At 64.3% G+C, this 12,815-nt stretch carries 10 protein-coding genes and 1 tRNA gene; 8 read left to right on the top strand and 3 right to left on the bottom strand.

Translation table 11 applies throughout. The annotated features are described in order from the left end of the window. Positions 1–847 precede the first annotated feature (847 nt). Positions 848–934: transfer RNA gene (locus HMPREF9237_RS02230), tRNA-Leu, on the bottom strand. 340 nt (positions 935–1,274) lie between these two features. Here HMPREF9237_RS02230 and HMPREF9237_RS02225 point away from each other — a divergent pair. The 6 genes from HMPREF9237_RS02225 to pknB are packed head-to-tail and all read left to right on the top strand — an operon-like array spanning position 1,275 to position 9,216. Continuing rightward, positions 1,275–1,973, top strand: coding sequence for an FhaA domain-containing protein (locus tag HMPREF9237_RS02225; RefSeq protein WP_016442093.1), 699 nt, complete (start codon positions 1,275–1,277; stop codon positions 1,971–1,973). Continuing rightward, the gene (locus HMPREF9237_RS02220) at positions 1,970–2,467 is read left to right on the top strand and encodes an FHA domain-containing protein FhaB/FipA (protein ID WP_016442092.1); all 498 of its coding nucleotides are present in this window, start codon (positions 1,970–1,972) and stop codon (positions 2,465–2,467) included. The genes HMPREF9237_RS02225 and HMPREF9237_RS02220 overlap by 4 nt, the downstream gene beginning before the upstream one ends. Further along, complete coding sequence (locus HMPREF9237_RS09705; protein WP_016442091.1) at positions 2,464–4,053, top strand: PP2C family protein-serine/threonine phosphatase; 1,590 nt, start codon at positions 2,464–2,466, stop codon at positions 4,051–4,053. Before HMPREF9237_RS02220 ends, HMPREF9237_RS09705 begins: the two co-directional genes overlap by 4 nt. Then, positions 4,050–5,597, top strand: coding sequence for an FtsW/RodA/SpoVE family cell cycle protein (locus HMPREF9237_RS02210; protein WP_016442090.1), 1,548 nt, complete (start codon positions 4,050–4,052; stop codon positions 5,595–5,597). The genes HMPREF9237_RS09705 and HMPREF9237_RS02210 overlap by 4 nt, the downstream gene beginning before the upstream one ends. Then, a complete protein-coding gene (locus HMPREF9237_RS02205; RefSeq protein ID WP_016442089.1) occupies positions 5,594–7,051 on the top strand; it encodes a penicillin-binding transpeptidase domain-containing protein in 1,458 nt (485 codons plus the stop codon). Before HMPREF9237_RS02210 ends, HMPREF9237_RS02205 begins: the two co-directional genes overlap by 4 nt. Positions 7,052–7,080: 29 nt before the next feature. Beyond that, positions 7,081–9,216, top strand: coding sequence for a Stk1 family PASTA domain-containing Ser/Thr kinase (pknB, locus tag HMPREF9237_RS09790; protein WP_016442088.1), 2,136 nt, complete (start codon positions 7,081–7,083; stop codon positions 9,214–9,216). A 524-nt stretch (positions 9,217–9,740) separates the two neighbouring features. Here the strand turns inward: pknB and HMPREF9237_RS09575 are convergent. Then, positions 9,741–9,899, bottom strand: a complete 159-nt coding sequence (locus tag HMPREF9237_RS09575) for a hypothetical protein (protein WP_016442087.1) — start codon at positions 9,897–9,899, stop codon at positions 9,741–9,743. A gap of 185 nt (positions 9,900–10,084) precedes the next feature. Beyond that, the gene (locus HMPREF9237_RS02195) at positions 10,085–11,002 is read right to left on the bottom strand and encodes a class E sortase (protein ID WP_016442086.1); all 918 of its coding nucleotides are present in this window, start codon (positions 11,000–11,002) and stop codon (positions 10,085–10,087) included. A gap of 257 nt (positions 11,003–11,259) precedes the next feature. On the opposite strand from HMPREF9237_RS02195, the gene HMPREF9237_RS08790 reads away from it, so the two are divergent. Together HMPREF9237_RS08790 and HMPREF9237_RS02185 are read left to right on the top strand one after the other, a co-directional pair. After that, complete coding sequence (locus tag HMPREF9237_RS08790) at positions 11,260–11,637, top strand: cell division protein CrgA (RefSeq protein ID WP_016442085.1); 378 nt, start codon at positions 11,260–11,262, stop codon at positions 11,635–11,637. 3 nt (positions 11,638–11,640) lie between these two features. Further along, positions 11,641–12,780 (top strand): 6-phosphofructokinase, encoded by a 1,140-nt coding sequence (locus HMPREF9237_RS02185; RefSeq protein ID WP_016442084.1) that lies wholly within the window; start codon positions 11,641–11,643, stop codon positions 12,778–12,780. Positions 12,781–12,815: the final 35 nt, after the last annotated feature.

The following is a 12,815-nucleotide window of genomic DNA, read 5'->3' as shown; positions in this document are numbered from 1 at the left end:
GGCCCCGCAAAGTGTGCGTCCCGAACCTCGCGGCTCGTAAAGTGTGCGTGAGGAACATGAAATCAGGTGAAAACGGTGCTCGCACGCACACTTTGTTTCCAGGCACGATTCGGGAGCGGTACTGCCGTCCAGAGTTGAAATCAAAGACCCCGAGAGGGCTTATAGGACAAAATGTGTTGGTTACGATTCCGTAGGTTTCCCTAGATTTAGCCCGCCGAGCAGGCCTTCACCCGAGCCCGATCCCGTGTTTACGTAGTTTCCGACACCCCGCCCCGTTCGTACATACCGCGGATTGGCCCTCGCCAGGGTCCGCCGTCAAGCGTGCGAATCCGTTGCTTTGCGGGTCAAACGGCGGCGGATGCCCCTCCCGCGTACCCTGCCGCATGTGGCGGGCGTGGAGGGGCGCCAAACGCTTGTGTACGCGGACGACGGCGCGCTTTGCGTACGTGCAGGCTTGGGCGGGCGCTGAGCGGGAAAATGGGCGGAAAGCGGGTCTTCAATCCGGGCTTTTCCGCGCCAGAATGCGGGAAAGTCGGGGTTAAACCAACATGTTTTGTCCATCCAAAAACTCGAGTCAAACCGAGTTTGAATCCGACTTTAGCCTGCTAGTAAGCCGAAAAGTCCGGATAAAACCAACACCAAGTGTCCTATAGGCCGAAATGAAAGACCCCGGCGGTGAGAGCGCCGGGGTCCCTGATCGAAAGGAGGTTCCGATGAAAAGGAACTATCCGACAGCAACTATATGGCACAACGCCATCGCGGCGCAATGGAAAATTGGGGGGTTATGCCATTTAGGACGATGTCGCCAAACCGCTATGAGAAATGCCAGCGGCGCCCATATCAATTGTGGTGCTCAAGGGGGGAGTTGAACCCCCACGCCCTCACGGGCACACGGACCTGAACCGTGCGCGTCTGCCTATTCCGCCACTTGAGCAAGTGCACGTATGAGCTTATCGTCTCATCCCCGTTTAGTCCAAGTTTTTGCAGCGCGAATTTACGTGAGACGCGTCGCAGCGCTGGGGCTCGGGCTCGTGGTCCCGGCGGCCGCGCAGAGTTGCGGCAGCGGGAAGTACGCCGCGGCGAGGACGCACCTGCGCCACAGCGCCGCGCTGCCAGCTGGGCGTCGTCGCCCCACCACCCGCTCCGCTCACGGCGCGGAAGGTAGCGGCGCACCGGCGCGGGCGATTACAGTCGCCTATAGAAGCTGAAGCTACAGAAGCGCTATAAGCTACACGAGCTGCAGAAGCGAACAGGAATAGGGAAGGGGCAGGGCCATGGGCGCCCTCGGGAAGTTTGAAAAGGGAGTGGAGAACGCCGTCGCCGGGGCGTTCCGCGTTTTCCAGTCCGAGCTGAAGCCGGTGGAAATCCTCACCGACATCAAAAAGGCCATGACGCGCGATGCCGCGGAGCTTTCCCGCGACCGCACCGTTGCCCCGAATGTGTTCACCGTTGCGCTCGCCCCGGCGGATCTGGCTCGGGTGGATTCCTGGGGCCAGGAAGCCCTCCGCGAGGAACTCTCCCGTTCCGCCGTGGAATACGCCACCGAACAGGACTATTTATTCGTCGGCCCGATTGAGATCACATTCGAGGAGGATCCCCAGTTGCGCGAAGGAACAGCACGCACCCGGACAACCACGCAGCGCGGCGCCATCGCCCCGGCCACTCGCAGCGCCGGCACGGAGGAAAACCCGCTCATCCAGGTGGGGCGGGATCGCTACCTCCTCACCGGCACCACCGCGATTATCGGCCGCGGCTCCGATTGCGATATCAGCGTGGACGATTCTGGCATCTCCCGCCACCACCTCGAACTCCAGGTCACCCCGAATGGCGTGATCGCCACGGATCTCAACTCCACGAACGGCACCTTCGTGGAAGGCCACCGCATTAGCGCGGCCACCCTGGTGGACGGCAATACCATCACCATTGGCCGCACCCACATTATGTTTTGGACCGGAACGGCGTCCGCCTCATGAATCTCGCAATAACTTTATTGCGCTTCGGTTTTCTAGCGCTGCTGTGGCTGTTCATTTTCGCCGTCGTGCTGACGGTGCGCCGTGATGTGCTGGGAACGGACGTGCGCCGTCGTTCTTCTCTTCTTTCGGCACGACGCCGCAGCATCCACGCGCCCGCCCCCGCGGAAAACGACTCCCCCACACCGCCTGCCGCGCCGGTCGAACGGCCCGTCTACCTGGTGGTGACCGGGGGTCCGCTGCTGGGAACCGCGGTACCACTCAGCTCGCAACCGGTCTATATCGGGCGCGCCCCGGATAACACGCTCGTCCTGGATGACACGTACGCCTCCGGGCATCACGCCCGTATTTACGCGGCGGAGGGCCGGCGCTGGGTGGAGGATCTGGGCTCAACAAACGGTACCCTGGTAGGGGGGATCCGCATTAACGGCTCGACCGCGCTGGACCCCGGCGTTGTTATTCAGGTGGGGGAAACCACGATGGAGCTACAAGTTTGAGTATTCAGCTACGCTACGCGGCGTTTTCCGATGTCGGCCTGGTTCGTTCCAATAACCAGGACGGTGGCTACGCCTCGCCTCATTTGCTCGTGGTGGCAGATGGGATGGGCGGGGCGGCCGCCGGGGATATCGCCTCATCGGTGACGGTGGGTCATTTGGTGGCGGTGGATGATGTGCACGCCGCCGATGATTTGCTGCCGCTGTTGCGCCGCGCGGTGGAGGCCGCGCATGATGACATGCTCGCGCTCGTGGCGGAGAACCCGAAAATGGCGGGCATGGGCACTACCTGCATTGCTATGCTGCGTGCTTCGAATAAGCTCGCGATGGTTCATATCGGCGATTCGCGGGCGTACCTTTTGCGGGATGGCAAGCTCGGCCAGGTGACGCATGACCACACCCTCGTCCAGTACCTGGTGGATCACGGCCGGCTCACCCCGGAGGAAGCCGAACACCACCCCCAGCGCAATGTGATTATGCGAGCGCTCGGGGATACCCCCGGCGAAGTAGAACTGGACGAATCCGTGCGGGAAGCCCGGGTGGGGGACCGCTGGCTGCTATGCTCGGACGGCCTGTTCGGCGTGGTCGCGCACGACACCATCGAGCACGCCATGTCCGCCATTCCGGACCTGCACCAGCTGGGCGAACACCTTATTGATCTAGCGCTGGCGGCCGGGGCCCCTGATAACGTCACCGTTATTCTTGCGGATGTTATTGACGACGCCGCACTTACCAGCCCGCTGCCCTCCCAGCCTATTGTGGTCGGTTCGGCGGCGCGCGATTACCGGAGGCCCACCCGCGGGGGAAATTCCGCCGCGGCCAAGGCGGCGACGCTGACGCGGAATGCGAACGCCGGGGCTGGCTGCGGCACTGCGGGCACGGGAGCTGCGGCGGCGGCTGCGGCTGATGGTGCCGCGGGCACGAACGGGTCAGCGGCACCGGCTGGAGAAAATTGTTCAGGAACCGACACCAATTCCGGCGCTGGCACAGCTTCGCGCATTGGCCGCAAGAATAAAGCTGCAAAAAATAGCCCAGCGAGTGGGGCTACCGGCGGCGTGGACGGCGCATCCTGCGTGGGCCGCGGGTCGGGTGCCGGCCGCGAGAGTTCGGGTGCCGAGGGTAGTCCTCGCGCACGCTGGGGAGCACGCCTGGCTGTTATTCTGACTGTTTTGGCCCTGGCGGTGGCCGGCCTATTTGGCGCGTACCGCTGGACCCAGAGCCGCTACTACGTGGCCAATAACAATGGCACCGTTACGATTTACCGGGGAATCCCGCAGCGCCTCGGCCCACTGGAGTTCTCCCACGCGGCGGAAGCCACTGATCTCCAGGTCCGCGATCTCACCCCGGTGGCCCAAGATCGGCTGGCCACGCCCATCACGCGCGCTTCGCTGCGCGAAGCGCGCGCCGTCGTCGCCGCCCTGCGTGAGCAAAAAGCACAGAACAACGAACCTACGCCAGCGCCCGCGCCCGCTACGCCCGGTGCATCGGCAACGCCCGCGCCACCCGCGAACTCAAGCCCCGCGCCCAACGCGCCGGCCGCACCCGCACCGGAATCGGCCGCACCCGCGAACCCGGGAGAGAACCGATGAGCACGGTGGTTCCCCCGCGCACGCGCCGCGGCCGCTGGCCGGAAATTACCCTGCTGCTCCTGGCCGGAGCCATCGGGGTGGGTGCCTATTACCTGGTGTGGACCGGGCTGGATAATACCGGCGCGGATACTACCGGGTTGCCGCCCAGCTTCGCGCTGGTGGTGGGCGCCGGCGCCGCCCTGGTTTTTGCCTGCCACCTGCTTATTCGCGCACTGTGCCCCTACGCGGACCCGGTGCTTTTCCCCTGCGCGATCGCCCTCAACGGGCTGGGCCTGGCCATGATCTACCGGGTGGATGCCGCGGCAGATACCGACCACGCCCGCAGCCAGCTCATCCTCACCGCCGGGGCGCTGGTGTTCTTCGCCATCACCATCCTTGCGATGCGTAATTACCGGGTGCTGCAAAATTACATGTGGACCTCGCTCATCGCCGGGGTGGTGCTGCTCCTGCTCCCGCTCAGCCCGCTGGGCCGCACCCTCAACGGCTCGCGTCTGTGGATCGGGGTGGGCGGGATGTCCTTCCAGCCGGCGGAGGTCGCGAAAATCTGTTTCGCGGTGTTTTTCGCGGCCTACCTCGTAACCGAGCGCGATAACCTGGCGCTCGCCGGCCCGAAAATCCTGGGTATTCGCCTACCTAAAGCCCGCCATATTCTCCCGCTTCTTATCGCCTGGGCGCTATGCATGAGCGTGCTCGTTTTTGAACGCGATTTCGGTACCGCGCTGCTGTTCTTTGGGCTCTTCGTGGCGATGCTGTGGGTCGCCACCGAGCAGGTTTCCTGGCTGGCCATCGGCGCGCTCCTCACCGTGGGCGGCGTGTGGTTTATTTCGACAACGGTTTCCCACGTGCAGGCACGTTTCGCCATCTGGCTCGACCCCTTCGACCCGGAACTGTACGACGCCGTCGGCGGCTCCTACCAGGTGGTTCAGGGTCTCTTCGGCATGGCCTCCGGCGGGCTCTTCGGCGCGGGGCTCGGGCGCGGCTACCCGAACCTGGTGTACGCGGCACATTCCGATTTCATTTACGCCTCTTTCGCCGAGGAACTCGGCCTGGTGGGCGTGGGCGCGATCCTGTGTATCTACCTGCTTCTCATCAGCCGCGGCATGCGGGTCGCCCTGGAATCACGCGACGGCTTCGGTAAACTCCTCGCTTCCGGGCTGTCCTTCGTACTCGGGCTGCAATGCTTCATCGTTATCGGCGGGGTGACGCGCATTATCCCGCTGACCGGCCTGGCCCTGCCCTTCCTCGCGCACGGCGGCTCGGCGCTGCTCACCAACTGGATTATTATCGCGCTGCTCATCCGCATGTCACACACCGCGCGCCGCCCCGAAGAAGCGCGCCCGCTGCCCACCACCGACGAACTCGCGGTCCTGCGTGGGAGCGCCGATGAGGGCGATAGTGAGGGCGACGACGACGCGCGCCGCGCCCCGCGCGGCGCGGGAAGGCCGGCCGGCGGCGTGCGTTCGGCTGGCACAGCTAACTCGCCCAGCGGGGACTCCCGGAACTCAACGCCCGGCGGCGCCCGCACGGAGGTGGTGCGCCCGTGAATCGCCCTATCCGCCAGCTCGTCGCGGTCCTCGCGGTCATGTTTTTAGGTTTGGCCGGCTCCACCACCGCGATCCAGTTCTTCCAGGCCGCCAGCCTGAATGCCAACGCGTGGAATGTGCGTACGCTCTACCGCGAATACGGCACCCAGCGCGGTCCCATTATCGTGGCCGGGGACTCCATCGTCTCCTCCCAACCCATCGACGATGCCTACAATTACCTGCGTGTTTACGAGCGCCCGGAGATCTACTCGAACCTCACCGGCTACTACTCCATCGCCCATAACTCGATGACGGGCCTGGAACGCGCCATGAACCCGGTCCTGGGCGGCTCGGATTCCTCCCTGGCCGGTCAACGTATCGAAGAACTCATCACCGGTTCCCAACCCCAGGGCGGGGGCGTTGAGCTCACTATCGATCCCCAGCTCCAGGAGGCCGCAGCCGCCGCGCTGGGTAACCAGCGCGGCGCCGTCGTCGTACTTAATTCCCGCACCGGAGATATTCTGGCGCAGGTCTCCACCCCCGGATTCGATCCGAACGGGGTGGCCACGCACGATACCGCGGCCGCGCGCGAAAACTATCAGGCCCTCGAAACCGATCCCACCAAGCCGCTGATCGACCGGGCTACCGGAGGGGACCAGTACGCGCCCGGCTCCTCCTTCAAGCTGCTCACCGCCACCGCGATGATTGAGAACCTCGGGCTCACCCCCGATTCGCCGGTGGAGGCCCCCCGCACCTTCGTGCCGCCGGGAACCACCCACGATATGTGGAATCCGGGGCAGGCCGCCTGCGGGGACGGCTCCGGGAAAGTCACGCTCACCGAAGCTTTCGCGCAATCGTGCAATACGCCGTTCGCGATTGGCGGGATCGCGGTGGGCCCGGAAAAAATGGTCGCGCAGGCCGAAAAATTCGGATTCAATAGCGAGCTGGCCACCCCGCTGCCGGTATCCGCGTCGCGCTTCCCCGCGCCGGAAGATGCCGCCGCGCTCGCCATGGATTCCATCGGCCAACGCGATATTCGGGTCACCCCAATGCAGATGGCGATGGTCGGGGCGGCGATAGCTAATGACGGCGTCGTCATGAAACCGAATCTGGTGCGCCGCACCCTCACCGCGGATCTCGAACCCGTGAGCGAAAGCGAACCGGAAGTGCTGTCGCGGGCGATGAGCCAGCAAACCGCGAGCTATATGCACCAGATGATGGTCAATGAGGTCAAGCACGGCACCGGGTATCTTTTCACCCTCCCCGGCATTGAAACCTCCGGGAAAACCGGGACCGCGGAAATCACGAACGATATCCCCCCGCACGCGTGGTTCGTGGGGAATGCGACCATCGGGGACACGGCCTATACCGTGGCCGTTGTGGTCGAAAATTCGGGCAATGCCGTGTGGGATGGCGACGGTGGCTCCGTTGCCGCCCCCCTTGCCCGCACAGTACTTGAAGCTAAGGTGAACTAAGCAGATGCTCAGCAGAAAGGTGACGCGACGTGAATGATATCCCCCGCGTACTCGGCAACCGCTACCAGGTGGGCGAGATCATCGGTCGAGGCGGTATGGCCGAGGTACATCTCGGCTACGACACCCGCCTCTCACGCACGGTAGCGATTAAGATCCTGCGCACCGACCTGGCGCAGGATGCCACCTTCCTGGCCCGTTTCCGGCGTGAAGCGCAATCAGCGGCCGCGCTCAATCACCCCTCCATCGTGTCCGTGTATGACACCGGTGAGGAAACCGTGACCTCTACGGGCGGTACCGAGCTGGCGCTGCCCTATATCGTCATGGAGTACGTCAAGGGCCGCACCGTGGCTTCCCTGCTGCACGGCGGGGACCCGGTACCCATCGGGGAGGCCGTGCAGATTGTGGTGGGGGTGCTCTCCGCGCTGGAATACTCCCATCATGAGGGCATCATTCACCGCGATATCAAGCCGGGCAATATTATGCTCACCACCGGCGGCAAGGTGAAGGTCATGGACTTCGGGATCGCCCGCGCCATTGCCGATTCCGCTGCCACGATGACGCAGACCAATTCCGTGGTGGGCACCGCACAGTATCTCTCCCCCGAACAGGCGCGCGGGGAAGTGGTGGATGCGCGCTCCGACCTGTATTCCACCGGCTGCGTGCTCTACGAGCTTCTCACCGGGCGCCCGCCTTTCGTGGGCGATAGCGCGGTGGCGGTGGCCTACCAGCATGTTTCCGAAACCCCGAAGCCGGCTTCCCAGATCGCTTCCGATATTCCGGATGCTATTGACCGCGTGGTCATGAAATCCCTGGCGAAGAGCCGCGAGGACCGCTACCAGGACGCCGCAGAATTCCGCGCGGACCTGCTGGCAGCGGCGCGCGGGGAAGGCGTGGACGCCCCGGCGGTTTCTTCTTGGAATGCTTACGGGGCGGGTGCGATTGCCGGTGCCGGTATCGGCGCGGCGGGTGTTGCCGGTGCGGCGGGCCTTGGCGGCGGCGCGGGGGCCAATGCCGCGACGGCTGCCACTCAAGCATATTCGGCCGCTAACACGCGCCCCGCTTCCACTACTGCTTATCCCACCGCGACTGCCGGGAGCGCCGGTGGTCCTGCGGGCGGCGCCGGTGCGGGGGCGATTTCTAGTACGACGGCGCAGCCGGGCGGCGCGCCCACCTACCCGGGTGGGTACCCGACGGGCGCCTACCCCGGGGCTTACCCCACGGGCAGCTACCCCACCGGGAGCTATCCGGGCTATGACCCAACGGCCACCGGGGCACAACCGCCGGTAAAGAAGAAGTCCGGTGCGCCCTTCATCTGGGGCGGGGTGGTTTTGCTTGTTATTGCCCTGGGGATTCTGGGCTGGTTCTTCCTATCCGGGCGGGGCGGCTCCGCCGAACCGCAGCCCACCGAAACCGCGGTGGCGCAGGTGGCGATCCCCGATATGGTGGGGTGGACCGAGGTGCAGGCCAGCCAGCAGCTGACTAGCTTGGGCCTGGAGTTCGTGCGCGGTACGGATGTAGCCAGCGATACCGTGGACAAGGGGTTGGTTGTGTCCTCCAATCCGGCGATGCGGAGCACCGTGGATGTGGGCAGCCGGGTGACCTTGCACTTCTCCTCCGGTCCGTCCGCCGTGCAGGTTCCCGATGTGGTGGGGATGAGCACGGATCAAGCCTCCCAGGCACTGCGCGCGGCGGGGCTGACCGTGGGCGGTATGGAGCAGGTCAATGACCCGAGCGAGGACCGCGACCGGGTGGTGTCCACCAGCCCTAATGTGGGTGAAAGCGTGAAGCCGGGCAGCACCGTGAAACTGCAGGTGGCCAGCGGCAATGTGGCAGTTCCGGATGTGCGCGGCATGAGCGTGGATGAGGCGCGGGCGGCGCTGCGCGATGCGCGCCTCACGGTTGTGGGCCAAAGCGAGCAGGAAGTCAGCGACCCGGCGAAGGTCGGCAAGGTCGTGGATGCGAGCATCGCTCCGGGCACCGTGGTGCAGCGCGATACCGAGATGCGTATTACCGTGGGCATCGCCCCGGCACCTACTCCCACCCCGAGCACCCCGCCCGCCGGCTCAGGTTCCGGCGGCTCCGGATCGGGCGGATCGGGAGGCTCCGGCGGTTCGGGCGGCGGTGCCCATCCCAATCCCGCACCCACCGGCCAGGGGAACGGGTAAGTAACTAGCTACCGGTTCCGGGCAGCACGGCCTAGCTCGACGCCAGCTCAGGCACGGCGCGGTTCCGAACGGCCTAGCCCACGAAAAAGCAACCACAGCTACATTAACTTTTCTGAATCATGCACTGGTGTTGCTTTTGTGCGCTCCCGGCCCGGAGCGGTCTATGCTTGTATACCCCTGGGGGAAGAAGTAGGCATTGCGCAGGCCAACAAAGTGTACGTGGGTGACAGTTTTTCCCTGTTTTATTGTCAGGGACGTACATTTTGTGGCCTATACGGTTCAGAATGCACGGTTTGCGCCCCGCTGGAGCATCGCTGCCCCGCGGCCGCCGGGGGCGGGGTGTTTTTCCGGGGTGTACTGCGGATGTCGCACATGCGAAGTACACCTAGGAAAAACACGGCCCCTCCCCAGGTGCTGGTGAGGCGCCCGAGGTAGATGTAACTATTGCCGAACAAAGTGGTACTCCAGAACAGAAAACCGGCCGTTGGATGTAGCTCCAGTACCACTTTGTTTCCAGGGGCGGGCTACTGGCTGATGGTGGTGTCCTGCGGGCGGAATACGGTATTCACCCAGGGGAAAACCCACTCGAATAGCGCGAAAACAATCGCGGCGATGATGATGAGGGCCTCGATGACCTTCAGCCACGTCGGGCCGGGCAGATGCCGCCAAATAAATCCGTACATTACGTGCTCCGTTTCTTCTTCATGTCTGTCTGTTAGTACCGGGAGCAGTCCGGTTTGTAGGTGTTCGTGGACCGATGTCACGCGGACCAGGCCCGCGGGACTTCGCGCGGCCGGTGACAGGAACGTTCACGCCCGGGTTGCGCTCGAGCGCAACACCCGCGCCAGCCCCGCACCGCACCGGCCGCCTACTTCACCAGCTCCGCCGGGGCGCCCTCGGCGGCGTCGACCCAATGATCGAGGGTGGCGTAGGTGATCCAGCGATCGCTGGACACAAAGGGCGGATGGCAGGTGGTGATGGTGAGGATACGCTGGGTGGGTGCCTCCTCCGGCTTATTCGGCACCGGGGCCAGTACGCCCACCTGTGTGGGCGGCACCACTTCGTGTTCGCCCACCTTGTACACGTAGTAGGCGTTCTTGGTTTGTACGATGATAGGGTCGCCGGGCTGGAGCTCGGGCACATCGCGCATGGCCGCGCCGTAGGTTTGGCGGTGCGCGGTGATCGCGTAATTGCCGACCTCACCCACGTACTGGGTATCCGGGTAATGCCCGAAACTCCCGGTATCCACCACGGCTTCCAGGTCCACGCCGTATTTGACGGTGTAGCGCCAGTCGGCACCGAAACGCGGGATGTAAATAATGCCTTCCAGGTCACCCGTACGATTCACGTGATCCGCGGCCGGCGGAGCATCCGTGCGCGGGGTCCCTACCTTAGTGGCCCCCCGCGGATCGCCCCATTGCTTATTGACAGTCTCAATCTGCTGGGCCTGATCGCGATTCGCGCCCAGGTCAGTCCAGTACACCTGCCACACGATGAAGAGGCCCACCACGATGCCCGCGGTAATAAGCAGCTCTCCGATCACACCAATAATCGCGTTGAGGATGCCACCGCGGCGCTGAGCGGATGCGGCCGACCGGGTTGCGGTGAGGGCGGTGGCGGCGGCCTGGGCGGGAAGCTGCGCCGTCGTACCTGCACCGGACGTACCTGCACCGGCGGTAGCCGGGCGGTACCGCCCCACAGCTTCGTGCCGCGGCGCGCGAGCGGCGTTCCCTTCCGCCGCACGCCTTCCGGAGCGGTGCCCCCGTTCGGGCTGCTGTTCGCGCATAGTCTCACCTTCCACTGCCACCGGATTCGTACTAGAAACAGAATAGTGGTTCCGGCTCGAAAAATGCGGTGAGATAACTCCCCTCATTTTTTACGACGACGCCGCCCCTGCGCCCGCGCGCTACCCGCCGGCGGCCGCGCACATGGCCCCGCGCCGGCTTTTGTGAAAAAATACCAGAGGAATCGGGCGATGCGGCGCGCCACCGAGCGCGTTACTTCGTTAGGCTTAGGGGCGGAAGGAACCGCGGAAGGTAGAACATGACAGATCAACAGTACGACGAACCCGAACTTTCGGAAGCCGCCGGCAACGCTGCCCCGGCTCGGAAGTCGCGCAAGAGCGCTGCTCCCTCGGCGAAGGACGTGCGCCGCCCCGGCACCAAACGCGATATTGAGGCGCAGGCCAGCCGGGAAAAGGAAGCGGCGAAGCGCTCTCGTAAGGTCGCGCAGAAGGATCGCCGCTCGCCGAGCTGGTGGGCGCCGGTGATGTGCACGCTCATGATTATCGGGCTTATCGTGGTGGTACTCGCTTACGTGACGGGTGGCCGCTTCCCCATTCCGGGGTGGAATAACGGCAATCTGTTCCTCGGATTCGGCTTTATGATCGTCGGATTCCTCATGACAATGGGGTGGAAGTAGCCGATGGGGAAAGCAGTGAAGCGGGTCGGTATCCTCACTGCCGGCGGGGATGCCCCCGGGCTCAATGCCGCCATCCGCGGTTTCGGAAAAGCCGCGATGGGCAAATACGGCATGGAGCTCGTGGGGTACCGCAACGGTATTACCGGGCTCGTCAATAACCGCTATATGCCGCTGGATTCGGATTCCTTGGCCGGGATTTTGACGCAGGGCGGCACCATGCTTGGGACTTCGCGCGATAAGGTCCATAAGTTCCCGGACGGTAACGGCGGGTACGTGGATATGATCCCGCAGATCGCCCAGAACCTTGAAGATGAGCACATCGATGCGCTGGTGTGCATCGGCGGAGGCGGAACCGCGAAGAACGCGAACCGGTTGGCGCAGGCGGGGCTGCCTGTCATCCACCTGCCTAAGACCATCGATAACGACATCATGCACACGGACACCAGCTTCGGTTTTTCGACGGCGCTGTCCATCGCCACCGATGCTATCGACCGGCTCCATTCCACCGCACATTCCCATCACCGCATTATCGTGGTGGAGCTCATGGGGCATCGCGCCGGGTGGCTGACGCTGGGCGCCGGGATTGCCGGGGGTGCCGATATTATTCTTATCCCGGAGATTCCGTATTCGATTGAGTCGTGTGCGGCGTCGATCCGGCGGCGGGCGGAAAACGGGCGGCCTTTCTCCGTGGTCGCCGTGGCCGAAGGTGCACATTCCATTCCGGTGGCAGCGCAGCTGGCTGCCGCTAATGATCTGGTGCGCCACGCCCCGACCCCGGAGGCGAAGGAGGCAGCGAAGAGCCACCGGCGTTCCATTGAGGAAAACGAGCGGGAATCTACTTTCCTGGTGGCGCAGCAGCTGGAGGAGGCCACCGGCCTGGAAGCACGCGTGACCATCCTCGGCTACGTGCAACGTGGAGGAATTCCCGACGCCGCGGATCGGCTGTTGGGAACCGTGCTCGGGAGCGCGGCTGCCGATGTGGTAGCGCACGGGAAATCCGGCGTGATGATTGCCTCCCAGAACGGGCAGGCCGTGCCGGTGCCGCTGGAGGACGTGGCCGGGAAAGACAAGCTGGTCCCGGTGGATCATCCCTGGGTTGCCGCGGCGCGCGCCGTCGGCACCAGCCTGGGTGAGGCGATCTAGGAGTACCGCTAGTACTGCTGACAAATATGGGGGCG

The sequence above is a fragment of the Actinotignum schaalii FB123-CNA-2 genome (genome assembly GCF_000411135.1).
Classification (GTDB): domain Bacteria; phylum Actinomycetota; class Actinomycetes; order Actinomycetales; family Actinomycetaceae; genus Actinotignum; species Actinotignum schaalii_A.
This window is presented reverse-complemented; position numbering and strand designations above follow the sequence as displayed.

Excerpts from the sequence above, each read along its gene's own strand:
- HMPREF9237_RS08790 (WP_016442085.1), top strand. The coding sequence starts at position 11,260 with ATGACAGATCAACAGTACGACGAACCCGAACTTTCGGAAGCCGCCGGC.
- HMPREF9237_RS02220 (WP_016442092.1), top strand. The coding sequence starts at position 1,970 with ATGAATCTCGCAATAACTTTATTGCGCTTCGGTTTTCTAGCGCTGCTG.
- HMPREF9237_RS02185 (WP_016442084.1), top strand. The coding sequence starts at position 11,641 with ATGGGGAAAGCAGTGAAGCGGGTCGGTATCCTCACTGCCGGCGGGGAT.
- HMPREF9237_RS09575 (WP_016442087.1), bottom strand. The coding sequence starts at position 9,899 with ATGTACGGATTTATTTGGCGGCATCTGCCCGGCCCGACGTGGCTGAAG.
- HMPREF9237_RS02210 (WP_016442090.1), top strand. The coding sequence starts at position 4,050 with ATGAGCACGGTGGTTCCCCCGCGCACGCGCCGCGGCCGCTGGCCGGAA.
- HMPREF9237_RS02195 (WP_016442086.1), bottom strand. The coding sequence starts at position 11,002 with ATGCGCGAACAGCAGCCCGAACGGGGGCACCGCTCCGGAAGGCGTGCG.
- HMPREF9237_RS02225 (WP_016442093.1), top strand. The coding sequence starts at position 1,275 with ATGGGCGCCCTCGGGAAGTTTGAAAAGGGAGTGGAGAACGCCGTCGCC.